The 25,167-nt window shown below is 33.3% G+C and carries 23 protein-coding genes; 17 read left to right on the top strand and 6 right to left on the bottom strand.

The features are described 5' to 3' along the window. The first annotated feature begins 21 nt into the window (after nt 1-21). From FS85_RS0108520 to FS85_RS0108505, 4 genes are all read left to right on the top strand, one after another. Entirely contained in the window at nt 22-606 is a 585-nt protein-coding gene (locus tag FS85_RS0108520) for a Crp/Fnr family transcriptional regulator (protein WP_010135774.1), read from the top strand. Nucleotides 607-702: 96 nt separating this feature from the next. Then, nucleotides 703-1,290, top strand: a complete 588-nt coding sequence (locus tag FS85_RS0108515) for a Crp/Fnr family transcriptional regulator (protein ID WP_010135772.1) — start codon at nt 703-705, stop codon at nt 1,288-1,290. A gap of 57 nt (nt 1,291-1,347) precedes the next feature. Then, on the top strand, nt 1,348-2,664 hold the full coding sequence (gene der / locus FS85_RS0108510; protein WP_010135771.1) for a ribosome biogenesis GTPase Der: 1,317 nt from the start codon (nt 1,348-1,350) through the stop codon (nt 2,662-2,664). Between the two features lie 78 nt (nt 2,665-2,742). Then, nucleotides 2,743-5,118: a GAF domain-containing protein gene (locus FS85_RS0108505; RefSeq protein WP_010135770.1), complete on the top strand. Its 2,376-nt coding sequence runs from the start codon at nt 2,743-2,745 to the stop codon at nt 5,116-5,118. A 6-nt stretch (nt 5,119-5,124) separates the two neighbouring features. On the opposite strand, the gene FS85_RS0108500 is transcribed toward FS85_RS0108505, so the two are convergent. Continuing rightward, complete coding sequence (locus FS85_RS0108500) at nt 5,125-6,339, bottom strand: Pycsar system effector family protein (protein WP_010135769.1); 1,215 nt, start codon at nt 6,337-6,339, stop codon at nt 5,125-5,127. Between the two features lie 63 nt (nt 6,340-6,402). Here FS85_RS0108500 and FS85_RS16120 point away from each other — a divergent pair, with 63 nt between their 5' ends. Genes FS85_RS16120 through FS85_RS0108490 form a run of 3 tightly spaced genes read left to right on the top strand, consistent with a single transcriptional unit; the run spans nt 6,403 to nt 10,666 of the window. After that, entirely contained in the window at nt 6,403-6,738 is a 336-nt protein-coding gene (locus FS85_RS16120; RefSeq protein ID WP_050809636.1) for a hypothetical protein, read from the top strand. Then, nucleotides 6,663-10,091: a metallophosphoesterase family protein gene (locus FS85_RS15940; protein WP_071585711.1), complete on the top strand. Its 3,429-nt coding sequence runs from the start codon at nt 6,663-6,665 to the stop codon at nt 10,089-10,091. Before FS85_RS16120 ends, FS85_RS15940 begins: the two co-directional genes overlap by 76 nt. Nucleotides 10,092-10,129: 38 nt before the next feature. After that, entirely contained in the window at nt 10,130-10,666 is a 537-nt protein-coding gene (locus FS85_RS0108490; protein WP_010135765.1) for a DUF1697 domain-containing protein, read from the top strand. A 23-nt stretch (nt 10,667-10,689) separates the two neighbouring features. On the opposite strand, the gene recJ is transcribed toward FS85_RS0108490, so the two are convergent. The 4 genes from recJ to FS85_RS0108470 all read right to left on the bottom strand — a co-directional run bounded on the left by recJ (nt 10,690) and on the right by FS85_RS0108470 (nt 14,044). After that, nucleotides 10,690-12,408, bottom strand: a complete 1,719-nt coding sequence (gene recJ, locus FS85_RS0108485; RefSeq protein ID WP_010135764.1) for a single-stranded-DNA-specific exonuclease RecJ — start codon at nt 12,406-12,408, stop codon at nt 10,690-10,692. 146 nt (nt 12,409-12,554) lie between these two features. Then, a complete protein-coding gene (locus FS85_RS0108480; RefSeq protein WP_010135763.1) occupies nt 12,555-13,199 on the bottom strand; it encodes an O-methyltransferase in 645 nt (214 codons plus the stop codon). A gap of 6 nt (nt 13,200-13,205) precedes the next feature. After that, nucleotides 13,206-13,466, bottom strand: coding sequence for a hypothetical protein (locus tag FS85_RS0108475; protein ID WP_010135762.1), 261 nt, complete (start codon nt 13,464-13,466; stop codon nt 13,206-13,208). A gap of 8 nt (nt 13,467-13,474) precedes the next feature. Then, on the bottom strand, nt 13,475-14,044 hold the full coding sequence (locus FS85_RS0108470) for a sigma-70 family RNA polymerase sigma factor (RefSeq protein WP_010135761.1): 570 nt from the start codon (nt 14,042-14,044) through the stop codon (nt 13,475-13,477). Nucleotides 14,045-14,208: 164 nt separating this feature from the next. Here FS85_RS0108470 and FS85_RS0108465 point away from each other — a divergent pair, with 164 nt between their 5' ends. The 8 genes from FS85_RS0108465 (at nt 14,209) to FS85_RS0108430 (ending at nt 20,448) form a co-directional block, all read left to right on the top strand. Then, on the top strand, nt 14,209-14,514 hold the full coding sequence (locus FS85_RS0108465; protein ID WP_033194657.1) for a hypothetical protein: 306 nt from the start codon (nt 14,209-14,211) through the stop codon (nt 14,512-14,514). 92 nt (nt 14,515-14,606) lie between these two features. Beyond that, complete coding sequence (locus tag FS85_RS0108460; RefSeq protein WP_010135758.1) at nt 14,607-15,113, top strand: ferritin; 507 nt, start codon at nt 14,607-14,609, stop codon at nt 15,111-15,113. 136 nt (nt 15,114-15,249) lie between these two features. Beyond that, on the top strand, nt 15,250-16,068 hold the full coding sequence (gene panB / locus FS85_RS0108455; protein WP_010135757.1) for a 3-methyl-2-oxobutanoate hydroxymethyltransferase: 819 nt from the start codon (nt 15,250-15,252) through the stop codon (nt 16,066-16,068). A gap of 71 nt (nt 16,069-16,139) precedes the next feature. Next, on the top strand, nt 16,140-17,081 hold the full coding sequence (locus tag FS85_RS0108450; protein WP_010135756.1) for a 2-hydroxyacid dehydrogenase: 942 nt from the start codon (nt 16,140-16,142) through the stop codon (nt 17,079-17,081). A 38-nt stretch (nt 17,082-17,119) separates the two neighbouring features. Then, entirely contained in the window at nt 17,120-17,896 is a 777-nt protein-coding gene (epsC, locus tag FS85_RS0108445) for a serine O-acetyltransferase EpsC (protein ID WP_010135754.1), read from the top strand. A 5-nt stretch (nt 17,897-17,901) separates the two neighbouring features. After that, nucleotides 17,902-18,744, top strand: coding sequence for a phosphatase PAP2 family protein (locus FS85_RS15365; protein ID WP_010135753.1), 843 nt, complete (start codon nt 17,902-17,904; stop codon nt 18,742-18,744). A 7-nt stretch (nt 18,745-18,751) separates the two neighbouring features. Next, a complete protein-coding gene (cysM, locus tag FS85_RS0108435; RefSeq protein WP_010135752.1) occupies nt 18,752-19,636 on the top strand; it encodes a cysteine synthase CysM in 885 nt (294 codons plus the stop codon). Between the two features lie 14 nt (nt 19,637-19,650). Further along, nucleotides 19,651-20,448 carry a DUF6503 family protein gene (locus FS85_RS0108430; RefSeq protein ID WP_010135750.1) on the top strand — a complete coding sequence of 266 codons (798 nt, stop codon included), beginning with the start codon at nt 19,651-19,653 and terminating at the stop codon, nt 20,446-20,448. A 77-nt stretch (nt 20,449-20,525) separates the two neighbouring features. Here the strand turns inward: FS85_RS0108430 and FS85_RS0108425 are convergent, their stop codons facing one another. Next, nucleotides 20,526-22,889 (bottom strand): penicillin acylase family protein, encoded by a 2,364-nt coding sequence (locus FS85_RS0108425; protein WP_010135748.1) that lies wholly within the window; start codon nt 22,887-22,889, stop codon nt 20,526-20,528. A gap of 99 nt (nt 22,890-22,988) precedes the next feature. Between FS85_RS0108425 and FS85_RS0108420 the strand changes: the two genes are divergently transcribed. Continuing rightward, nucleotides 22,989-24,116, top strand: coding sequence for a DegT/DnrJ/EryC1/StrS family aminotransferase (locus FS85_RS0108420; protein WP_010135747.1), 1,128 nt, complete (start codon nt 22,989-22,991; stop codon nt 24,114-24,116). 12 nt (nt 24,117-24,128) lie between these two features. Continuing rightward, nucleotides 24,129-25,142, top strand: a complete 1,014-nt coding sequence (gene galE, locus FS85_RS0108415) for a UDP-glucose 4-epimerase GalE (protein ID WP_010135746.1) — start codon at nt 24,129-24,131, stop codon at nt 25,140-25,142. The last annotated feature ends 25 nt before the right edge of the window (nt 25,143-25,167 follow it).

Raw genomic sequence — 25,167 nt, 5'->3', positions numbered from 1 at the left:
CAACCTATAATCAACTTTAAAATGTCACATCAAATCATAGACTTTCTTACCAAAACTAAAGAAATTCCACAAGGTGAGATCGACATTCTTAAACAATTAGCAAGACCTTATACACTGCAAAAAGGTGAATTTTTATATCAAGAAGACAAAACTCCCAAACATGGTGCATTTGTATTAAAAGGAATTTTGCGAGAGTTTTATACAGACACCAAAGCAACAGAACACATAAGACGATTTGCTTATCAAAATTGGTGGGTTGTTGACTTGTTTGAATTGATGCATGAAAAACCTGCTTTGTACAGTGTACAAGCTATAGAAAAAAGCGAAGTTTTGATATTTAGCAAAAATGATTTTGAAATTTTGGTTGCACAATGTCCTGTCACCACTAGCATTATATTAGAAATTTCTGCCGCAGAAAAATACTCATTAGCAAAAAACGAAAAGCAGAAAAAAAGCTTAACCGCAGCAGAAAACTACCAACAGTTATTAAAAACACATCCCGGAATAGATAAAAAAATACCTCTTTTTCAAATTGCATCCTATTTAAGTATTAAGCCAGAATCTTTAAGTAGGATACGAAAACAGTTAAATCAAACAAAAAATTAAAGATAAAATACATATCAATTATCTCGAAGACATTTATTAGATTTGCACCGTTTTCTATGAAAAAGTATTACAACTAAACCCCTAAAACAAAAAGTAATGCTTGATAAAATTTTAAATTATTACAACCAAAGAAATGTAAGCCTACCGCAAAAAGAGATTGACGTTATTGCAGATTTGATTACTTTCAGAAAATTAAACAAAAAAGAATACTTTTACAAAAAAGATGATTCACAAACATCTTTGGCATATATTCTTAAAGGTTCTGTTCGTATTTTTATCGAAGACGAGGCAAAAAACCAACACAACAGGCATTTTGCTTTTGAGGAAGACTGGATAGGAGAAATTCATCAAATTATGAATGATTTAAACTCCAAAACCAGTGTTCAGGCAATAGAAAAAACTGAGTTGATTGAAGTTTCGCAAAAGGCTTTTAAAACCATTTTAAAAAAATGTCCTGTTTTTACAGAAGCTACGCTTAATTTTTACTTGTTAAATTATGCCAAGCTTTTAGAAAACGAGGAACTTAAAAAAACTTTTACAATAGAAGAATTGTACACTGATTTAAAGAAAAATCGACCAGAAATAGTAGCTCGAATTCCTTTATATCATATTGCAAGCTATCTAGGTGTAAAACCAGAATCCTTAAGTAGAGTTAAGAAAAAGTTCAAAGAAACTACTGTTTAAAATAGTTACACACGCAAACATACATTTTTGCGTATCTTTGCACAAAATTTATGTTTCATGAACAACATTGTAGCTATAGTAGGTAGACCTAACGTAGGAAAATCAACCTTATTCAATCGTCTAATTCAACGTAGAGAAGCCATTGTTGATGATATGAGTGGAGTAACACGAGATCGTCATTACGGTAAAAGTGATTGGAATGGTAAAGAATTTTCTTTAATAGATACAGGAGGTTATGTAGAAGGATCTGATGATATTTTTGAAGAAGAAATCAGAAAACAAGTACTACTGGCTTTAGACGAGTGTGATATTATTGTCTTTGTTGTTGATGTAACTGCTGGAATTACGCCTTTGGACGAAATTGTAGCCAACTTACTAAGAAAAACTCAAAAGCCTGTGTTTGTCGCTATCAACAAAGTAGACAATGCTTTGCGAGAAGCAGATGCTTTTGAGTTTTATAATTTGGGGTTAGGAGATTTTTACACAATTTCTTCTATTAACGGTAGTGGAACTGGAGAATTGCTGGATGCATTGATACAAGAAATGCCAAACCAAGAAGAAAGCGAAACTAAAGAAGAATCTTATGAATTGCCCAAGTTTGCCGTAGTAGGTAGGCCCAATGCTGGAAAATCTTCTTTTATTAATGCTTTAACGGGTAAAGACAGAAATATTGTAACCGATATTGCAGGTACCACAAGAGATACCATAGATACTGTTTACAATAAATTTGGTTTTGATTTTAAACTTGTTGATACCGCTGGTATTAGAAAAAAATCTAAGGTAAAAGAAGACATAGAATTCTATTCTGTAATGAGAGCTGTAAGAGCTATAGAATATTGTGACGTGGCTATTCTAATGGTCGATGCAGACAGAGGTTTTGAAGGACAAGATCAAAACATTTTTTGGCTAGCTCAAAAAAACAGAAAAGGAATTGTTATCCTTATCAACAAATGGGATTTGGTAAGCAAAGAAACCAATACCATGAAAAAATACGAAGAAATGGTGCGAAAAGAAATTGCTCCGTTTACTGATGTTCCTATTATTTTTACCTCAACAATTACCAAACAACGCTTATTAAAAGCTCTAGAAACTGCTGTAGAAGTACATAAAAACCGTTCCCATAGAATTCCTACAAGCAAACTAAACGAAACTATGCTAGAGGTTATAGAAAACTATCCACCACCTGCAGTTAAAGGGAAATACATTAAAATAAAATACTGTATGCAACTCCCTACACCTACACCTCAGTTCGCTTTTTTTGCCAATTTACCACAATACATTCGTGATCCTTACAAGCGATTTATTGAAAACAAAATGAGAGAAATTTACAATTTTAGCGGAGTTCCTATTACCATCTATTTTAGACAAAAATAAGAACAGTATCTGTTAGTTTTTATCATTTTTTCGACCTAAAATTGGTATATTCCATACAAGAATATACCTAACTAAACTATGCACATCTTAAAAAGCTCTATAAAAAACAAAGAATTACCCATACAGATTCATATAAGTTTTGAAAAAATTTATGAGTATTTAGAAAAGCAGTCTTTAAACAAAGAGTGTGTATTGTACGATTCTTCTATCAAACTGCTAGAGGAAATGAATCAATATCCTGTTTTAAGAGAGGGATTTACAGATTTTAATCTGCTACATACTTACGATAAACAAATTCAAAAATTATTGAGTTTGTTATTTCCTGAATTATTACAAACTAACGAAATTAAAGCTGCTTCTATTCCTTTTGACATGACAAGCTTTATGCTTTCCAAAAGATTTAGAAATATTATAGACAATGCTGGTGATGATTTTATTTTTGATATCAGAGATTCACAACTAGAAAATATTTACATTTTAACCTGCGTATATATTTTAAGCTACTGTTATGGAATACATATCGATTTTAAACGTCCTTTCTTTTTTGAAATTCCAGACAAAAAAAACAACACCTTAAAAAGCTACAGAGCTTTATTTAATGCAGATTTTGCCGTAATTAAAAAACAAGAACACACCCCAAACATAACGCAAGAAGATGTAAAAGTTTTGATGGATAACTTTGATAACATAGAGGTTTGGAAAGAAAAATTTCCTCCGAACTCCTATATTTTTAAAGGATTTGGAATGATGAACTTGTTTGATGTAACTCAAGACGAAATTATTTCTGATATAAAAAACACATTGATCAAAAGAGATATTGATGGGTTTACTCACTTAGAAAAACACATCCAAAAACTATTTGGAATTGACTGTATTAAGTTGGGAATTTCTATGTACAGTAAAACAGAAAAGAACATGCAAAATCATTTGGCTTTTAATGACTTTAGCATAATTACCAACGGTTTTTGTCCCTCATTAGAAGATCATTTTTGCACCACTATTTTAGAGCAGGTTTTTAAATCGTCACAAATTACAACCATTACAGATATTGAAAACTACGGTAGAACAATAGGCCAAAACAAGCTGTATAAGGCTATTTCAAAAAACAAAATCAAAAGTATTATTCTTGTTCCCATAAATTTAAACGAAGATTTTATGGCCATTTTAGAAGTCGGTTCACCAAATGCATACGAACTGAACTCTATTAATGCTAACAAATTAAAAGACATTATTCCTGTATTGTCTATAACGGTAGAACGTGCTATGGACGATCGTCATAATTTGCTAGAATCTATAATTCAAGAAAATTACACCAGTATCCACTCTAGTGTAAAATGGAAGTTTTACAATGCTGCCGAAGCTTACATAGAAAAGCTAACCGAAAATGGGAGCCCTAAATTTAAAGACATCTCTTTTAAAAACGTATATCCTATATACGGACAATGCGATGTAAAAGGTTCTTCTGATGCAAGAAATTTAGCTATTCAAGAAGATTTAACCTATCAACTAGAGCAAACCATAGCTCTTTTTGAAAATATTTTTCAAAAAGAAAATCTAATTGTTTACTCTCAAACCATTCATAGACTAAGAAAAACCTTAGCTTCTATTAAAGGAGAAATTAAAACTACAGACGAGCTTCAAGTGACCGAGTTGCTAAAGAACGATATATATCCAGTCTTAGAACACGTAAAAACCATCAACCCAAAACTAAAAGGATTGATTGAAAAATACGAAGCCGAGATTGACCCAAATCATAAAATTGTTTACAAAAAGAGAAAAGCTTACGAAGAGTTTATTACCCATTTAAACTCTGCCTTGGCAAAACACCTAGACGAAGCACAGGTAGAAGTCCAAAATTATTTTCCTCATTATTACGAACGTTTTAAAACAGATGGCTTGGATTATAACATTTACATTGGAGAAAGCATTACCAAAGAAAAAAAGTTTCACGAATTGTACATTCAGAACTTAAGACTTTGGCAACTACAACAACAATGCGAATTAGAATACATAGCTAAAAGAATTGATGCGGAACATTCTGAAATTAGTTTACAAGTAACCTCTTTAATTCTAGTACATTCGCTTCCATTAGACATTAAGTTTAGAATGGACGAGAAAAAATTTGATGTTGATGGAGCTTATAATATGCGTTATGAAATCATCAAAAAAAGAATTGACAAATCATATCTAAAAGGAAGTCAGGAAAGACTTACGGAACAAGGAAAAATTGCCATTGTTTACACACATGAGCATGATTTGCAAGAATACCTTAAATACATAGATTACTTAAAAAAACTAGATTATTTTAAAGGTGATCTTGAGTTTCTTGAAATTGAAGATTTACAAGGTGTTTCTGGTTTAAAAGCCTTAAGAATCCCTATCAATTTTGACAAAAGACATCAAGAAGATATATCGTTTAAAAATCTTTTAGATGCAACAAAGCTATTGTCCTAATCTATTCTATTGCAATCCTAAATTGTAAAATGCAATTCCGAAAGAAATTACAGAAACTACAATTCCTACCATAAAAACAGCATAGGTTAACCTTAAAAGCTTGTATTTTTTAGCCAACACAACACCTAAAAAATACAAGTCTTTGTTTAGCGACTTGTACAAATATTCTTTGTCTTCCATTAAAGTAAACATTCCTTTATCAAAAACGTCTAAAGGCATTTTATGAAAATTTCCAAAAAACAGTAAGTTTACTTTTTTATCTTCTATATCTTGTTGGGTAAACGTGCCCGATGTAACCTTGGGTCTGGTAGAAAGTACAGCAAATACAATAGACACAACCGCTGTTATTAAAAATATAATTGTAGGAATAATTAAGTATTGGTTGTCTACTTTATCTAATTTAGGAAATAAATTGGCCAGTGCTAGCGATAAAATAATAGCATTCACACTTAATAATATATTGGCTTTGGTATCGGCAATGTCGCTTAATTTTATATGATTTTTTAACGTAACACGATACATTGTTTCAATCGTTTTACCAGCTTGCTCTTTTTTATTGACTTCTTTTTTGGATGCTTTTAGTATTTTTTTCTCTCTCTTTAGCAGTGCATCGTCTTCTTTCTGGATGGCATTCTTTAATTTTTTTTCATTTGCTGCTAAATTAGAAGCTTTCATTGCACTCCAATGCCTAAAGGCAAAATTGGTATAAAATTTATGTCCTCTTAAAAAATCAGAATTGCACTGAAACCATTCTACATCCGTTAATGTTTTACCTTCTAGAAGTTCCCATTCTGCACGTAACAACTTGCTGCTATCTTCAAAAGAAGTTGTAGCTACATGTACCAAATCTGCATCACAAATAATTTTTTCTATTTTGGTTTTAGGTTCTTGTGGCATTTGTGTTGCTCTTATACAACCGATCACTTTTTTTATTTTATCATCAGGGTACTCATGATCTTTTAAAAAACCAACAGCTTCTTCTATGCTTCTTTCTTCATGCGCATCGCTTCCTTTGGCATAACCTACATCATGAAACCAAGCAGCAATCAACACACATTCAGCCTCATCATTAGAAATTTTTTCTTCTTTTATTAAGGTTTTAACAGCATCTACGACATCTTGTGTATGAGATATCCCGTGGTAAAGTGTACCTGTGGGCAGGTTGTGTTTTAAATAATTGACTACATACAATTCAGCAGAATCTACTACAGGAGATTTCATAATTTTTGTTTGTGTTTTACCAAAAGTATTAAAAATATAAGTTACTTTTAATTGCCTCTTTATATGAAAAAAACAATGAAGTTAATATATAAAAAAAAATCTTTTTATTTTCTTGCTTTTCTAACTTTAGTGAATTGTGCCACGTATAAAAAACAAATTTCTGATTCACATCAAAACTGGCAAAAAATTCAGCCAAAAAGTAAAACAAAAGCTCATCATATATACCTTATAGGTGATGCTGGTAATAGTCCACAAAGCAATCAGAACTTACAAAATTTAGCACAAGAATTACAAGAAGAAAAAAAAACGCAACCGTTATTTTTTTGGGTGATAATATTTATCCAAGAGGCTTGCATCCCAATCATCAGAAAAAACAAAAAGACGGAATTAAAAGATTAGAGGCTCAACTAAAAACGGTTACAAACTTTAAAGGACAAACTATTTTTATTCCTGGTAATCACGACTGGTATTACGGTTTGGATGGCCTCAAAGAACAGGAAAAGTTTGTAGAGGATGCTTTAGGAAAAAACACCTTTTTACCCGAAAATGGATGTCCGCTAGAGGTAGTACATTTAACCGATGCTATAGAAATTATAATTATAGACTCACAATGGTACATTACCGATTGGGATCAACACCCAAAAATGAACGATAAGTGTGATGAAATTAAAACTCGAGAAAAATTCTTTGTAGAGTTAGAGGGGCTTATCAACAAAAGTCAGGATAAGGTAACATTGTTGGCTTTGCATCATCCTATGAAAACCCTAGGAGTACACGGTGGTGCTTCTTCAGTTAAACAACATCTTTTTCCTTTTAATGCAAACATACCTTTGCCTGTGCTAGGTAGTTTTTACCAATTGCTTAGAAAGACTAGTGGACTAAATTCTCAAGACATTCAAGCATACAGGTACAATGAATTGGTTCAGAGAGTTAGTACTTTGGCTAAAGAACATTCGCATTTAATGTTTGTATCGGGTCACGATCATAGTTTGCAATATTTGCATCAAGACGGAATTCCACAAATTGTTAGCGGATCTGGCTCTAAAAAGTCGCCTACCTATTTAGGTAAAGAACCTGGTTTTAGTTATGGTGAAAACGGTTATGTAAAACTTAGTATATATCCTAATAAAGAGGTTATTGCCAATTTTATAAGCAATCAAGAATCTGTATTTAAAGCTACTGTTTTTAACTCAACAGAGTCTCATAAGCAGACAAAATACGCTACAGCTTCAATTCCCAAAATGGTAAAAGCCCAAATCTATCCTAATGAATTGACCGACAAAAATAAACTTTACAAATCTTTATGGGGCAAGCACTATAGAGATGTTTACAGCAAAGAAATTTGGGCTCCATCGGTGTTGTTAGATACGCTATACGGTGGTTTATCTTTAGTAAAAAAAGGGGGAGGACATCAATCTAAATCTTTACGATTAAAAGATAAAAATGGTAAGCAATATGTAATGAGAGCCTTAAAAAAAAGTGCCATCCGTTTTTTACAAACTGTAGCTTTTAAAAAAGACTACATCAGCAAAAAAATGGAAGGAACGTACACCGAAAATTTACTATACGATTTCTATACTTCGGCACATCCTTATACTCCTTTTGTTATTGATGATTTATCCGATCCTATTGGAGTTTTACATACCAATCCTAGACTGTTTTATGTGCCTAGACAAAACACCTTAATTCCTTACGATGATGAATTTGGTGATGCTTTATATATGATAGAAGAACGTCCTGAAGATCATCATACAGATTTAAAATCTTTTGGTTTTCCAGATGATATTATCAGTACCGATGATTTGTTTGCTGAACTAAGAGAACATAAAAGAAACAAATTGGACGAGAAAAATTACATTACGGCTCGTTTGTTTGATATGATTTTGGGAGACTGGGACAGACATGTTGACCAATGGAGATGGGCAGTTTTTAAGGATGGAAAAAAGAAAACCTTTAAACCAATTCCTAGAGATAGAGACCAAGCTTTTTCTAATTATGATGGGTTTATATTAGAATCTTTAACCACTTTGGTAGATCCTATTAAACTGATGCAAACCTACGATAAAGACATCCGAAACTTGTTTAAATTTAATGACGAACCCTACCCTATGGATATTTCTTTACTACAAGAAAGTTCTTACGACGTATGGAACCAACAAGCTACGTTTATTAAAAACCAACTAACAGACGATGTAATTGAGAAAGCCTTTAGCAAGTTAGCACCTGTATTGCAAGATCATCACATAAAAAAAATTAAAAAAATCTTGAAATACAGAAGAGATCACGTAGAAGAAATTGCCCAAGAATACAGAAGTCTTTTAGAAAAATTTGCGATTGTAAAAGGAACCGACAAAGATGAATATTTTGAAATATCAGCTACTAAAAACAAAACTATCATTAAGGTTTTTAACTTAAAAGATGGTAAAAAAGAAGACTTGCATTTTTTTAAGGAATTTAACAATAGAAACACGCAAGAAATATGGGTATACGGTTTGGATGACGATGATATATTTTATGTGATAAACACAGCTACAAATAGTCCAAAAATTAGATTGATTGGTGGACAAAATAACGACACATATCACGTAGAAAAATCAGCAAAAAAAGTGCGTGTGCATGATTTTATCAGTAAAAAAAACACCTATGATGGTAATATAAAAAAACACCTTTCGGACAGGTATAACAACAATATTTATCAATATCGAAAAGTGAAAGATCATACACAAACAATAATTCCCTTAGTAGCTTTTAACCCAGACGATGGTTTTGCTTTTGGTGCTGCATTAAACAGAACTTATTTAGGGTACAATAGGCAACCTTTTACCAACAAGCATTATGTAAGCGCAAAATACTATACTGCAACCCAAGGTTTTGATTTTTCTCATAGCAGTGAGTTTGCTACCTATCTAAACAACTGGAATGGACTAGTTAACACCCGACTTACCAGCTCTAACTTTAGCAACAACTTTTTTGGATTTGGGAACAACACAGTAAATGTTGACAATAACAAGGGGCTAAACTACAACCGTGTAAAAACTGAAATTAAAAAAATTGAATTGGGAATGAAATGGGAGAATCAAAAAGGAGCTTCTGTGGCAATTACCATTCCTCTAAAAGTTTATGAAATAGAAAATACAAACAACAGATTTATAGACACTTTTGCTCCTGCTACATTCAAAGATCAACTTTTTACAGGAATCAATACAAAACTTACCTACCAAAACCAAGATAATACCTCTTTGGCAACTAGAGGTTTTGAATTTCAGCTAAATCCAGGTTGGGATTACAACACGGTTAAAGGAAACTCACTGATTTTTATTAAAACCAACATCGGAATGGTACATCCATTGTCTTTAGATAATAAATGGATCCTAAACAGTAAAATTAGAACACAAATAAACATAGGACCAACAGAGTTTATGCCTTACCAATCTGCTTTTATTGGAGGTAACAATGGGTTGCGTGGTTTTAGAAACGAACGTTTTGCAGGAAAACAAAGCTTTGTACAGAACACCAATTTACGCTATACTATTGATGAAATTATCACACCAATTTTACCATTGACTTACGGAATATCTTTGGGTTATGATTACGGACGAGTTTGGTTACCTAACGAAGATTCTGACCGATGGCACGTAGCTTACGGAACTACCTTATGGGCAAGTGCACCTGGTGCTACCAAAGCAAATTTTAACTTTTTTAATAGTAAAGAGGGATTGCGTTTTACCTTTGGTATTGGGGTAAACTGGTAATGTTTTTTAGCTAGTGTATTATTTATAATAAGAATATAATGGATTTAAAAGTTGCAATTTTAAGGGGAATCAATGTAGCTGGAAAACGAAAAATTTTAATGGCTGATTTGAAGTTGATGTGTAAAAATCTAAACCTTAGAGATGTTTCTACTTACATCCAAAGTGGCAATATACTTTTCACCTCTAACCAAAAAAATTCTGATTTAGAAATTTTGATTGAAGATGCAATTTTAAAAACCTTTCATTTTAAAGTTCCCGTTATCATAAGATCTATTGCTGAATTGCAAAAATCTGTACACAACAACCCTTTTTACAACAATCAAACAGATGTTAGCAACTTGCACTTAACATTTTTAAAAGAAACACCTAGCTCCGAAAACTTGGCTACTCTTCTTTCTTATAATGATGAGACTGATGTTTTTAAAATTAGCAACAAAGATGTGTTTATTTGCTGTAAAGGCAAATACCATCAGTCTAAGTTTAGCAATCTTTTTTTTGAAAAAAAACTAAAAATGAATACTACTACAAGAAATTGGAAAACCGTTTTAAAACTACTAGAGTTCGGTAATCCCTAATGCAAAAGTATCACAAACAAAAATCAACTATTTCCTTTGATATCTTTTAGCATTAATTGCAAAGACGTGTACCCATTCCAACAGTTTTCTTCCAGAGTAAAAACAGCATCAAAAGTTTCGGAATTTTCAATAATTTTTATTCGATCTCCCATTCCGAAGCCAATAGCATTGTAAGTTCTTTCATCGGCACCATATATAATATGTAAACGCAAGTGTTCTGGCAAGTCTCCTTCCTTTTCTACCTTTCCTATTCTTTTTCCGTAACCATTATCTCTTAGTGCCGATGCTTTAAATACAGGCTTCATATTTGCAGGTCCAAAAGGAGCAAATTGAGCTAAAATTCTATAAAACTTCGGATTCAAATCTACCAAGTCAACCTCAGCATCTATAGAAATCTCAGGAGTTGTTAATTCTTTAGGTAGCGTTTCTTTCACTACTTTTTCAAAAGTCTGTTTAAAAGACTGATAATTTTCTGGCAATAAAGTCAACCCTGCAGCGTACATATGCCCACCGAACTGCTCTATGTGTTCGGAGCAAGCCTCTAAGGCATTGTACACATCAAAACCTTTTACAGAACGTGCCGATGCTGCTAATTTATTTCCACTTTTGGTAAAAACTAAGGTTGGTTTGTAATGGGTTTCTATCAATCTAGAAGCAACAATACCAATAACACCTTTATGCCAAGTTTCAGAAAAAACAATAGTTGCACTGTTTTGTTCTTCCTTATTTTCTCTAATTTGTTGCAAAGCTTCATCAGTAATTTTTTTGTCTAATTCTTTTCTATCTAAGTTGTATTGGTCTATTTCTCTAGCAAATTTTTGTGCTAAATTTTGATCTGTTTCTGTTAACAATTCAACGGCATGAATTCCTTGTTTCATTCTTCCTGCTGCATTAATTCTAGGAGCAATGATAAATACTACATCGGTAATGGTCAATTCTTTTTTCTGTACTTGCTCTAAAATAGCTTTAACTCCGGGTCTTGGATTGCTATTAATAACTTTAAGACCGTGATAGGCTAAAATTCTATTTTCTCCATTAATAGGTACAATATCTGCTGCAATACTAATGGCCAATAAATCTAAGTATGGAATTAAATCTGAAAATGGTTGCTCTTGTACTTGTGCTATTGCCTGAATCAACTTAAAACCTACTCCACACCCCGACAATTCATCATAAGGATAATTACAATCTTTTTGTTTTGGGTCTAGCACTGCTACAGCATCGGGAACTGTTGCTCCGGGCCTATGATGATCACAAATAATAAAATCAATGTTTTTTTCTTTTGCATAAGCTATTTTGTCTATAGCTTTTATCCCACAATCTAAAGCAATAATTAAAGAGATGTTGTTGTCTTCTGCAAAATCTATTCCTTGATAAGAAATTCCATAACCTTCAGTATATCGATCTGGAATGTAAGTAACCACATTAGGATACAGGCTTAACAAATAGGTTGACATTAGGGCAACAGCTGTGGTTCCATCGACATCATAATCTCCAAAAACCATGATATTTTCTTGTTTTTTTATGGCTCTAAAAATTCGAGTTACAGCTCGCTCCATTCCTTTCATTAAAAAAGGATTGTGCAATTCTTCTAAGTTGGGTCTAAAAAAACTTTTGGCTTCATCAAACGTATAAATTCCTCTTTGTACCAATAGCTGTGCTAATATTTTGTCTATTCCTAAGGATTTAGACAAAGAGTTTACTAGTTCAGTATTGGGTAAAGGTTTGGTAATCCAACGCATAGCTTTTTAACTTGTAAGTTACAGAAATAAAACAAACTTAAGAGAATTGTGTGTAATGTAGCTACACCATAAACAAGATTATATGTACTAAAAAAACGACATTTCTTTTAGAAATGTCGTTTTTTAATAAAGCAAATAAATACTTTTTATTTAACCCTTGTTATTGTTAACCCATCTCTTACGGGTAACAATACTGTCTCTACTCTTGGGTCTTCATTTATTTTCTTATTGTAAACAATTAACTCTTTGGTGTCTACATCTTTTTCGTTAATAACCTCATCGGTTACTTTACCACTCCACAATACATTGTCCGATAAAATTACTCCGCCTGCATTCATTTTATCTATAACCAAATCAAAATAATTGGCGTAATTGGCTTTGTCTGCATCAATAAAAACCAAATCGAACTTTGTAGAAATTGTTGGAATAATGTCTATTGCGTTTCCTACATGTTGGTGTATTTTGCTTCCAAAAGAAGATTTGTTAAAGTATTTTCTTTGCAAATCATACAATTCTTCGTTTTTGTCAATGGTATGCAATTCTCCATCAGTTTGCATTCCCTCTATCATACACAAAGCAGAGTAGCCCGTATAGGTTCCTATTTCTAATATATTTTTGGGACGAATTAATTTAGACAACATAGATAGCAAACGTCCTTGATAAGCTCCACTTAACATACGTGGATTTAAAACGGTTTGCCAAGTCTCGGTATTTAATTCTTGCAATAAAGTTGGTTCTTCTTGAGAATGAGCCACTACATATTCATCAATTTTTTCTGGTAAAAAGTGCATGTTTGTTTATTTTTCCAGTTCTTTCATTTTTTCTTTCCACGCTTTTTTGTCTGCCTCAGACAAGCAACATTTGTGTTTTTCTTGATATTTTTTTGCAAGTGCACACATATCTGACAATTCTGAGTTTTGCCTACTAAATGTTCTACACGTTTTGCAATATACAAAGTGTAAATTCAACTTAAATTTATCTAAAAAACTCGCTTCTCCATACTGTGCTTTTGTACATATGGTTGTTGCTTCTTCACAAGTAATTTTTAATTTTCCCATGCCCTTTCTTACTTTTTAAACCAGTTATCTTCCATACATCTTCTTAACTGCGTTCTAGCCCTATGGATGATTACCCAAAGATTAGACGATGTGATATCTAACTCATTACAAATATCTTCGGTCTCAAAACCCTGAATAGTTTTCATCTCAAACACCATTCTGTACTTTTCTGGCAACTTTTGTATGCATGCCGTTAACGCTTCACCTAATTCTTCTGACTCTATCATAGCATCGGCAGAACTATCCCATTTCTGAGGCACTCGTTCTTCCAACCAATCTCCTTCTCTATCTCCTTCTTGATAAAAATTCATACGTACTTCCGCCTTTCCTTTGTTAGAATTAATTTTGCGGTAATGATCAATAATTTTTCGTTTTAAAATAGAAACCAACCAAGTTCTTTCGCTTGCTTTTCCTTCAAAATTTTTCATCGATTTTAGTCCAGCAAAAAAAGTCTCTTGAACCAAGTCTTTTGCTTTCTCTGTATCATTAACTCTTGCAATGGTATAATTAAACAAATAATCAGCGTAAGCATCAATCCATTTATCCGGATCTAGTGTGTGCACTTTGTTTTCCTGCATCCTTTTTGATTTATAGCATAAATATATAACTTTTTTGCACTACAAATTAACTGCCAATAAACGAATACAGCACCGTTTTTTTTGCAATTCTAAGAATAAAAAAGCAATATTGTTTTTATTTACTCTAAATAAGAACTATATTTGCATCCCAAATTCAATTTATCTTGAAAACTGTTTGCAATTCCTCTGCTGATATACACATAGAAATGGAAACCTTTTGCCGTTTTCAATTGTATTTTTATGAAAAAACAATTCCGTTAACTTTTCCGCAATTGTTACAGTTAAGACAACAACTGCTGCAACTTACTAGCCCTAACAATCTCTATCGTATTATAGAAAACGAAAACTGTGCTTTGCTTTTTGTTGCAGACAAAAAAGAATTGTTGTTTTTAGAGGTTCCCAGCCTAATTGCATTAAAAGAAGAATTACTATTTTTCTTTAGTTTTGATACAAACAATATTTTAATTTAGATTCTTTATGAATCTCTCTAAACCATCTATTCATATTTGTTCTACCCTGTTGGCTTATTAAATTTGTAAGGTAACAATTAAGACAGGCAATTATGAATACAATCATCAGAAAACAAATTTCTATTCACCCAGAGGTGATGGATTTGCTTAATAAACAAATAGCTATGGAAATGCATGCTTCTGCAGCTTACCTAGCCATGGCTTCTTGGTGTGATCAACGAGAACTGTTAAACAGTAAAGAATTGTTTTACAAACAAGCAGAAGAAGAACGTGAACATGCGATGAAATTTTTTACGTTTATAAATGATAACGGAGGAGCCGCTATTTCTCCATCAATAGACAGTGTAAACAACGACTTTGAAAGTTTAAAAGCTATTTACGAGAAATCACTTGATCAAGAAATTGCTGTAAGTGATTCTATCAAAAAAATATTTAAAAAAGCCAGAACTGAAGACGACTTTGTAACCGAAGTTTTTTTACAATGGTTTATAACAGAACAAGCAGAAGAAGAAGATAAATTTAGAAGCATTATAGACATTTTTGATTTGATGGAAGGAATGCCGTTAAAAATGATAGACGAAAGAATTCCGACAGAATAAAAAATTGTTTAGCATTACACTTTTAACACATCTTAGTTATACAAGATGTGTTTTTTTATGCAATCCTTATTCTAAGCCACCAAATTCTGATAAATAAACAGTAATTTTACCCTCGCAATTTTTAGTTCATACAATTATGTCTGCAATCAAAAAAGAATACAAAAGGATTACAACCAACTCTCTTATTGAAATGAAAAAACATGGTGAAAAAATTTCTATGCTTACGGCATACGATTACACCATGGCAAAAATTATAGACAATGCCGGAGTAGATGTAATCTTGGTTGGAGATTCTGCATCTAACGTAATGGCAGGACACGAAACCACGCTGCCAATTACTTTAGATCAAATGATTTACCATGCCAGCAGTGTGGTAAGGGCTTCTAAACGAAGTTTGGTGGTGGTAGACATTCCTTTTGGTAGTTATCAGTCGGACTCTAAAGAAGCGTTGCGTTCTGCCATCAGAATTATGAAAGAGTCTGGTGCACACGCTGTTAAAGTAGAAGGAGGTATAGAAATAGACAACGCATTAACAAGAATTATCAATGCCGGTATTCCTGTAATGGGACACTTAGGACTAACGCCGCAATCTATCTATCAATTTGGAACTTATACTGTAAGAGCTAAAGAGGAAGCCGAGGCTAAAAAACTAATTGATGATGCTAAATTCTTAGAATCTAAAGGATGTTTTGCCATAGTTTTGGAAAAAATTCCAGCAAAACTGGCAAAAAAAGTAGCAGAACAACTTAACATCCCAATTATTGGTATTGGAGCAGGTTCTCATGTTGATGGTCAAGTATTAGTGACTCACGACATGGTGGGGATGACTCACGAATTTCATCCAAGGTTTTTACGCAGGTACTTAAACTTATACGATGATATGAGCAATGCTTTTGAACAATATTGCAAAGACGTAAAATCGGTTGACTTTCCTAACGAAAAAGAACAATATTAAGTAACTTTTTGCAAAAAGCTTGTGTCCTTTAACCCTAAGCAATCATCATTAGCTAACGGTAAAAAACAATTATGAAAGTATTACACCTAGACAGCAATCATCCTATATTAATGGAAGATTTGGCTTCTTTTGGATGTGAAAACCATCAAAATTTTACAGCCTCTAAAACTGAAATCGAAACTATAATTCATAGTTATGATGGAATTGTAATCCGTAGTAGATTTCAAATAGACAAAACTTTTATAGATGCTGCCAAAAAGCTAAAATTTATAGCTCGTGTAGGAGCCGGCTTAGAAAGTATTGACTGCGATTATGCAACAAGTAAAGGAATTGTACTAATTGCTGCTCCTGAGGGAAATAGAAATGCCGTAGGAGAACATGCTCTGGGAATGATTTTAAGCCTGTTTAACCACTTAAAAAAAGCAGATTTAGAAATTAGAAAAGGTTTGTGGTTGAGGGAACAAAACAGAGGTTTAGAGCTTGAAGGAAAAACCATAGGATTGATTGGCTATGGAAACATGGGAAAAGCATTTGCTAAAAAGTTAAAAGGTTTTGATTGCAAGGTAATTTGTTACGACCTAAAAGCAAATGTAGGCGATGAAAACTGCCAGCAAGTTTCCTTGCAAGAACTACAACAACGAACCGATGTAGTTAGCATTCATACTCCGCACAACGAACAATCTTATAAAATGATTAATGCTGATTTTATTGAAAAGTTTCAAAAAAACTTTTACATAATCAACACAGCAAGAGGAACTGCCATTGTAACCGATGCTTTGGTAGCAGCACTTAAGTCTGGAAAAATTCTTGGAGCTTGTTTAGACGTATTAGAATACGAAAAAACCTCTTTCGAAAATTTATTTGAAAACCAACAGCTACCTGCTGCTTTTCAATATTTAATTCAGTCTGAAAACGTATTACTTTCTCCGCATGTTGCAGGTTGGACTGTAGAATCTAAATTCAAACTAGCAAAAACCATTACACAAAAGATCCAATTACATTTTTTTTCCTAAGCGTGTAATGTTTACTTTTATGCTTAGACAATTTTGATATGGAACACATCATTACAGAATTACAAGCAATCAAACAACAAACCAATTTAAACTACAGTGTAAAAACAAGTGTAGAAGATTTTACCAAAAAAATCTTTGGAGTTTTGTTTGATGATACAATAGATTTAAAACAAGGATTCCTAGAACTGGAAATTTTCTTTAAAAGAGCTGCAAAAATTGCTTGCGAATCTCCAGAGGAAATTTGCAATAGCAATTGGGAAACTTTTGCTAAAAAATTACCCAAAGTTCTAAACGATCTTAACAAAGATGCTGCTTACTTTATGCAATGCGACCCAGCAGCACGTAGGTTAGAAGAAATTTACTTTGCTTATCCTGGTTTTTACGCTATTGCCATTCATAGGTTAAGCCATGAAATATACAATCAAAAATTGTATTTGTTTGCTCGCTTAATGAGTGAGTATGCACACAGTCAAACAGGAACGGATATTCATCCAGGAGCAACCATACAAGCTCCTGTTTTTATAGACCATGCTACTGGAATTGTAATTGGTGAAACTTGTATTATTGAACCACGTGTTAAAATATATCAAGGAGTTACCTTAGGAGCATTGAGTGTTACTAAAGATAAGCAAGATGTAAAAAGACATCCTACAGTAAAATCAGATGTTTGTATTTATGCAAATGCTACTGTACTTGGTGGTGAAACCGTTATAGGAGAAAACTCAATTATAGGAGGAAACGTTTGGGTCGTAAAATCTATCCCCAAAAACTCTGTAGTCTATAATACCATTGAATCGAATATAAAAACTAGATAAAGCTTATGAAAAAAACAATGTTTTATCTCTTACTTTTTTTTATCTTTTTAAAAGGGTATTCCCAAAAAGAAAACAATACGGCCGTAGACTCTCTTTTATACATAAGTACTCCTAAACAAGATTTTAATCATACATGGAAAGCAATTGCCAACTTCTACACATCTCCTTTACGTTGGCAAAAAAAAGAATGGATTACCTTTGGTGCTGTAGCCAGTACCTATACACTACTAACTTTTGTTGACGAGCCTTTAGCTCCATATTTTAAAGAGCAATCTCAAAAAGTACCCGAAGGAATTCAACGATTTGGTGATTTGTTTGGAGGTCCTATCAATGCCGTTGTTTTATCTACAGGGCTATATACTATAGGTCATATTAAACACAATTCTAAATTAAAAAAAACAGGAATTCTATTAATGTCTTCCATTGGAGCTGCTGGATTTTTACAATCCTCAATCAAAACTTTTGTAGGGAGAGCTAGACCATCGTCTGGTTACGACCCAAGGTTTTACAAACCTTTTAGTCCATTAGCAGAATTCCATTCTTTCCCATCGGGACATTCTGTAGTTGCTGCTGTATTTTCTCACAGTATTGCTAGGCAAATAGAAAATCCTTGGGCCAAAGCCGGAATTTATGCCGTGGGAGCTATCACCCCTATTTCTAGATTATGGAGTGGTGCACACTGGTTTTCTGATGTTGCTTTAGGAAGTTTTATCGGGTTTATTACTGTGGATCATATAGACAAATATTTGAATAAAATTTACGATGGAGAAGTTCAATCTAAACAAACCAATTTCTGGAAATTTGATGCCGGACTAGGACAAATAAAATTGAGCTACACCTTTAATTAATTATACTATGTATCACAAATTATTAGAATATATAGGGAATACCCCTTTGGTAGAAACAAGTCATTTGGTAAAAAATCCAAAGGTGAAACTTCTTTTAAAATTAGAAGGTAACAACCCAGGAGGAAGCGTAAAAGATCGTGCAGCTTATAGCATGATAAAAGGAGCTTTGGATAGAGGTGAAATAAAAGATGGAGACAAGTTGATAGAGGCTACAAGTGGAAATACAGGAATTGCTCTAGCCATGATTGCACAGCTTCTTAATATTGATATTGAACTGGTGTTGCCAGAAAATTCTACCGCAGAACGCGTGCAAACCATGAGAGCTTACGGAGCAAAAGTTACCTTGACTCCTGCCGATACTGGAATTATAGGCTCTAGAGACTATGCCGATGAAAAAGTTGCAGGTGGAGGTTATATTATGTTAAATCAATTTGCAAATGATGACAACTGGAAAGCTCATTACCGAACCACAGGACCTGAAATATGGAGAGACACCCAAGGAGAAATCACTCATTTTGTATCTGCTATGGGTACTACAGGTACTATTATGGGAACCTCAACATACCTAAAGGAGCAAAATGCTAATGTGCAAATTGTAGGAGCACACCCTAGCGATGGTTCTAAAATTCCAGGAATTAGAAAATGGCCTGAAGAATATTTACCTAAAATTTTCGATCGTTCTAAAGTGGATCAGGTTATAGAAGTGTCCGAAGCAGATGCTAGAGCCATGACCAAACGCTTGGCTAAAGAAGAAGGGATTTTTGCTGGGATGAGTTCTGGTGGTTCTGTAGCTACGGCAGTAAAAGTTGCAAATCAATTAAAAGAAGGTGTAATTGTTGCTATTATTTGCGACAGAGGAGATAGATATTTATCGTCGGATTTGTTCGACTAAACAAACCATTTTCTATGAGACCATTACCTATTTTTTTAGTTGCAGGATGCACTGCATTTGCTCTAATTGCTTGTCAACCCAAAAAAGAAAAAGAAAGCACAGCAACGCATCAACAAGAGAATTCCTTAAAAAAAGAAACGGAAATAGACCGTATTGAAGCTGCCCACCACAGGAAACATTTTTTATCAAAAAAAGCCATTGCGTTTGATTTATCTATCGTGTTCGGAGGAAATCAAATTTTTAACGGAAAAGTTTCTTTATTAACAGATTCTTCTAAAGGAAAAATTGATTTTAGTGATGGTACCCAACTAATCACGATTGCAGATAAAGTTTATCATGATCCAGCAATGAAAAACGAAGAAAGAATTCGTTTTAATGCCTATACGTGGCCTTATTTTTTCTTACTACCCTACAAACTTTCTGACAAGGGTACTATGTGGTCTGAATTTGGCACCCAAAACATGAACGGAACCCCTTACAACATTCAAAAGCTAACCTTTAAAGGAGGTACTGGAGACACTCCTGATGATTGGTATTACGTGTACAGCAACACCGAAAACCATCTGGTAAGTGCTGCTGCATATATTGTTACTTACGGAAAATCTAAAGAAAAAGCAGAATCTGATCCGCATGCAATTGCTTATAGCAATTATGTTAAAGTAGATGGAATTCCTATTGCTTCGGAATGGAGTTTTTCGGGATGGAACAAACAAGAAGGACTAACCGAAGTTATTGGAAAAGCAACTTTGTCTAACATAAAGTTTGTTGATCAGGTAGATTTTACAACACCTGAAAACTTTATAAAAAAATAATTATTATCTCTCATTAACTAAATAAGCCACCTGTAACTATTACAGATGGCTTTATTTTTATAAGGTCTTGATTGATTTTACTCTTCAAACCTCAAAATATTTTTACTTTTACGAATTTCTTTTTCGTTTAATAACATTTTATGATACACTCCTTTTACATAATCTGTTGCTTGATTTTTGTAATAAGGACTTAAAAAATTTCCAGATTGACCAGTGGGTATAATTGCATAAGAATTTTCTATGTTTGAAAAATCGATGACTCTACGTGTTGAAGGTCCTGCGTTGACTTTGTAAACTCCGTCTAAAGTAAAGTCGAACATGGTATTGTTAATGGTTTCGTTTCCTCCCACTATAGAAAAACTTCCTACGTTGAATAATTTTTTTAGCACATTCACTTTTGCCAAAGCATGTTCATGTTCTACAGTATGTACTTTACCCCAATGCCATTGGCTAATATCGTTTCCTAATTGTTTTTTTAACGCTGCCACCGACTCTTTAAATGTTTGCATAGCGATGTCTTTATAAGTTTCTTTAATAGCTGTGTTTACATCATCCCACCAGGCAGCATTGCGTATATGAACTATTTTGTTTAGTGTGCGTTTGCAAAGATTGGAGTTAACAAAATCATCAAAATAAGCTTTGGGTAACTCATCAGAAAAAGTTTTATGCAAAAGCTTGTTGGTCCATTTGTAATAGATTACTGGCTCTATATTTTGTAGCCCATGATTTCCTTTCCATTTTACCAAAGCATCTAACACAGAAAGCTCAAAACTTGTAAGTTCCTGCAAGTTAAGTTCAGCAACCAAAGCATTTACATTAGCTAATGCAACTGTATTGGTATGACTATTGGCCAAACTTTGGACATCTAAAACAGATAATTTTTGTTTTTTCTGTATTCCTTTTTCAATAGCAACTGCTCTGTCTTGAGGTAAATAATACCCTTTAAAAAGTCTTCCGTGAATAGAATCTGGTTGTGTATTAGAAGTAATTACATATCCATTAGGCGGATTGATAGCTTTTGGATTCTCGGTAAAAGACAGAGGTATTTTTTGTGTTTGTAAAGAATCCATTCCATTTAGCACAAACTTTGTGTTTACGTCTGCATTGAACTCGTGCAGTTTTGCCACAGACCATAATGCAATATTGTTTTCTGCATCACCATAAACATAATTCAACCCCGGAGCAGTAATTCCCTCTAAATAACTTTCAAAGTTTGTGATGTTTTTAGCACGACTTAATCCGTAAGCTGCCTGAATCACACGACTTGGTTGCTCGTTATACACCCACTGTAAAGTTATTGTTTTTAGGCTGTCTAATGTTTTTTTTTGATGAGTAAAAACTGTTCCTAAAACCGTCTCTTTTAAATTAACTTTTACATCATCTTCTCCTTTTACTTTAATGATTTTTGACCTGTAAATATACGTATGTGTTCCTGTGCTACTGATATATTTACTTTTATCTGTTGGATGATTGAGTATTTGATAAAAATCTAAATCATCATTCTCGAACATAGTAATTCCGTATGCGTAATCTCTATTATGAGCCAATAATGGAAAAGGAAATAAACCTAAATAAAACCCATAATTTTCATAATCTGGAGTTTTGATATGTGCCTGATACCAAACACATGGCTGAGCATATCCAATATGTGGATCATTTTCAAAAATGACTTTACCTGTGGTTGTTTTTTTTGGTCCCAATACCCAGCCATTACTTCCGATAAACTGAGGAAATGGCAATTTTTTTAGTATGGAATTTACTGTTGAAATTCCTGCAATCTTATCCTCATAATTTTTTTGATAAAACGTTTGTTCATCTGCATTAATCGCCAAATCTTTTAGATAAACTGATCCGTATTTTTTTTGAACAAAAGACAATAATGGGTCTGTTTTAAAAGCATGTGCAAAACTAAAAGACATATACGCAGCTACATAATACATGTCTTTGATTTGGTAATTTTCTTTTTCTATTCCCAATAAGGTAAATTCAATTGGGGTACTTCCATTGTTTATGTAGGTATTTACCCCGTCCAAATATGCTTGTGCTAAAGCTTTTACTTTTGGATTTTTTTCCAAAGCAGCCACTTGTTTTTCAACAGTTTTGTCTACTCCTAAGTGAGAAAAAAACACATCCACCTCTAACAAGTCTTTCCCTAAAATCTCGGCCAATCTCCCTGAAGCAATTCTTCTAAGAAGTTCCATTTGCCACAAACGTTCTTGAGCATGAATATAACCTAGTGCCTTGGTTGCATCCAATTCTGAATCAGCATAAATATGAGGAACTCCCATATCGTCAAACACTACTTCTGTGTTTTTAATTTTTTTGATTTTTACTGTTCCCTGATAGCTTGGTTTAGTACTCTGTAAATAAAAAAATCCCCCTACCATTATTAAAACCAGTAGCAATAAGATACCGAGTACTATATTTTTTATCAATTTCATTTCTTAAATATTTTTGTGCTTAAATATAAAGAATACCTAGAGGAGAATGATAGGATTAGTGGTTACTTTTTTGTTTATTTGTAACTCAACCTGTCTTGAATGAAAGAATTGACCATGGTTGACTTAAAAAGTCAATACTTAGAAATAAAAGAACAAATAGACACTTCTATACAAGAAGTTATAAACAATTCTACTTTTATAAACGGGCCACAAGTTGCCTCTTTTAAAAACAATTTAGCCACTTATTTAGATGTAAAAAACGTAATCCCTTGTGCAAATGGGACGGATGCATTGCAAATAGCTTTAATGGCTTTGGATTTAGCTCCAGGTGATGAAGTAATCACTGTAGATTTTACTTTTGCTGCAACAGTAGAAGTTGTAAAACTGTTAAAGTTAACTCCTGTTTTAATAGATGTAGAAGAAGATACGTTTAACATGAGTTTGGATTCTTTAAAAAAGGCAATTACTCCTAAAACAAAAGCTATTATACCCGTACATTTGTTTGGTCAATGTGCACATATGGAACCCATCTTACAAATTGCTAAAGAAAACAATCTGTATGTAATAGAAGACACCGCACAAGCACTAGGAGCTAGCTACACCTTTAGTGATGGAAGAGTCCAAAAAGCAGGAACCATGGGTACCCTAGGTACAACTTCTTTTTTCCCATCTAAAAACTTAGGATGTTACGGAGATGGTGGAGCTATTTTTACTAATAATGATGCATTGGCACACACCATTAAAGGTATGGTAAACCATGGAATGTATCAAAAATATTACTACGATGTAGTTGGAGTAAACTCTAGATTAGACAGTATACAAGCAGCTATCCTAAATGTAAAACTGCCTTATTTAGATGCTTATAACCAAGCTCGCCAGAAAGCGGCTGCTTATTACACTCAAGCCTTTAAGCATTGTAAACATATTAGTACCCCTGCAACTTCTGAATTCTCTAACCACGTATACCATCAATACACCTTAAAAATTACCAATGGTAAACGAGATGAGCTGCATGCGTATTTAAAAGAAAAGCAAATTCCCAATGCTATTTATTATCCAGTAGCATTGCACAATCAAAAAGCTTACAAAACAGAAAACGTTATAGAAGAAAACTTTGCCAACACCAATAGGTTAATTAAGCAAGTTATATCTTTACCTATGCATACCGAATTAGAAACAGAACAACAAGAATTGATTGTCGAAATAATACTTAATTTTTTTAAATAATACTTTTTTAACATGGCTAAGCAAATACTAGTTACAGGAGGTTTGGGATTTATTGGATCGCATACCGTAGTGGAATTACAAAACGCAGGATTTGATGTAGTAGTAATCGATGATTTGTCGAACACTACCCTTAAAGTTTTAGACCAAATTGCTGAAATTACAGGTAAAAAACCTTCTTTTGAACAAATTGATTTGCGTATCAAACAAGATGTAAAAAACTTTTTTGACAAGTATCAAGTTGATGGAATTATCCATTTTGCTGCTTTTAAGGCCGTAGGAGAAAGTATGCACAAACCTTTGGATTATTACGAAAACAATCTAGGAGCCTTGGTTTACTTACTACAAGAAATGAGAGATAGAAAATTAGACAACTTTATTTTTTCTTCATCTTGCACTGTATATGGTCAAGCAGACGAATTGCCTATTACGGAAAAAGCACCTGTTAAAAAAGCTGAATCTGTATACGGAAACACCAAACAAATAGGTGAAGAAATCATACAAGATGCCTCTAAAGCACACGGAATTAATGCTATTGCTTTGCGTTACTTTAATCCTGTTGGAGCTCATCCATCAACAAAAATTGGAGAATTACCTTTAGGTGTGCCTCAAAATTTAATTCCTTTTATTACACAAACGGCTGCAGGAATTAGAGAAGAACTGTCTGTATTTGGAGACGATTACCCAACACCCGATGGAACAGCAGTTAGAGACTACATACATGTGGTAGATTTAGCTAAAGCTCATATTGCAGCTCTAAACAGATTGATAGAAAAGAAAAACAAAGAATCTTACGAGTTTTTTAACGTTGGTACAGGTAAAGGAAGCTCTGTGTTAGAAGTAATCAATGCGTTTGAAACTGCAAACGACGTAAAATTAAAATACAAAATTGTAGATAGAAGAGCGGGAGACATTACTGCTGCTTATGCCGATACAACTATTGCTAACAAAGAGTTGGCATGGAAAACGGAATTAGGGTTGCAAGAGGCCTTAAAATCTGCTTGGGAATGGCAGTTAAAACAAAAATAATATTCTAAATAATATTCTACAAAAA

Source organism: Ochrovirga pacifica (assembly GCF_000220525.1).
Lineage (GTDB): Bacteria > Bacteroidota > Bacteroidia > Flavobacteriales > Flavobacteriaceae > Ochrovirga > Ochrovirga pacifica.
This window is presented reverse-complemented; position numbering and strand designations above follow the sequence as displayed.

What these genes read in the sequence shown, in the direction of transcription:
- recJ (WP_010135764.1), bottom strand. Translation starts at nt 12,408, where the DNA reads ATGCGTTGGATTACCAAACCTTTACCCAATACTGAACTAGTAAACTCT.
- FS85_RS0108490 (WP_010135765.1), top strand. Translation starts at nt 10,130, where the DNA reads ATGGATTTAAAAGTTGCAATTTTAAGGGGAATCAATGTAGCTGGAAAA.
- FS85_RS0108450 (WP_010135756.1), top strand. Translation starts at nt 16,140, where the DNA reads ATGAAAGTATTACACCTAGACAGCAATCATCCTATATTAATGGAAGAT.
- FS85_RS16120 (WP_050809636.1), top strand. Translation starts at nt 6,403, where the DNA reads ATGAAAAAAACAATGAAGTTAATATATAAAAAAAAATCTTTTTATTTT.
- FS85_RS0108520 (WP_010135774.1), top strand. Translation starts at nt 22, where the DNA reads ATGTCACATCAAATCATAGACTTTCTTACCAAAACTAAAGAAATTCCA.
- FS85_RS0108515 (WP_010135772.1), top strand. Translation starts at nt 703, where the DNA reads ATGCTTGATAAAATTTTAAATTATTACAACCAAAGAAATGTAAGCCTA.
- FS85_RS0108425 (WP_010135748.1), bottom strand. Translation starts at nt 22,889, where the DNA reads ATGAAATTGATAAAAAATATAGTACTCGGTATCTTATTGCTACTGGTT.
- FS85_RS0108505 (WP_010135770.1), top strand. Translation starts at nt 2,743, where the DNA reads ATGCACATCTTAAAAAGCTCTATAAAAAACAAAGAATTACCCATACAG.
- FS85_RS0108460 (WP_010135758.1), top strand. Translation starts at nt 14,607, where the DNA reads ATGAATACAATCATCAGAAAACAAATTTCTATTCACCCAGAGGTGATG.
- FS85_RS15365 (WP_010135753.1), top strand. Translation starts at nt 17,902, where the DNA reads ATGAAAAAAACAATGTTTTATCTCTTACTTTTTTTTATCTTTTTAAAA.
- galE (WP_010135746.1), top strand. Translation starts at nt 24,129, where the DNA reads ATGGCTAAGCAAATACTAGTTACAGGAGGTTTGGGATTTATTGGATCG.
- epsC (WP_010135754.1), top strand. Translation starts at nt 17,120, where the DNA reads ATGGAACACATCATTACAGAATTACAAGCAATCAAACAACAAACCAAT.
- FS85_RS0108500 (WP_010135769.1), bottom strand. Translation starts at nt 6,339, where the DNA reads ATGAAATCTCCTGTAGTAGATTCTGCTGAATTGTATGTAGTCAATTAT.
- cysM (WP_010135752.1), top strand. Translation starts at nt 18,752, where the DNA reads ATGTATCACAAATTATTAGAATATATAGGGAATACCCCTTTGGTAGAA.
- der (WP_010135771.1), top strand. Translation starts at nt 1,348, where the DNA reads ATGAACAACATTGTAGCTATAGTAGGTAGACCTAACGTAGGAAAATCA.
- FS85_RS0108420 (WP_010135747.1), top strand. Translation starts at nt 22,989, where the DNA reads ATGAAAGAATTGACCATGGTTGACTTAAAAAGTCAATACTTAGAAATA.
- FS85_RS0108475 (WP_010135762.1), bottom strand. Translation starts at nt 13,466, where the DNA reads ATGGGAAAATTAAAAATTACTTGTGAAGAAGCAACAACCATATGTACA.
- FS85_RS0108480 (WP_010135763.1), bottom strand. Translation starts at nt 13,199, where the DNA reads ATGCACTTTTTACCAGAAAAAATTGATGAATATGTAGTGGCTCATTCT.
- FS85_RS0108430 (WP_010135750.1), top strand. Translation starts at nt 19,651, where the DNA reads ATGAGACCATTACCTATTTTTTTAGTTGCAGGATGCACTGCATTTGCT.
- panB (WP_010135757.1), top strand. Translation starts at nt 15,250, where the DNA reads ATGTCTGCAATCAAAAAAGAATACAAAAGGATTACAACCAACTCTCTT.
- FS85_RS0108470 (WP_010135761.1), bottom strand. Translation starts at nt 14,044, where the DNA reads ATGCAGGAAAACAAAGTGCACACACTAGATCCGGATAAATGGATTGAT.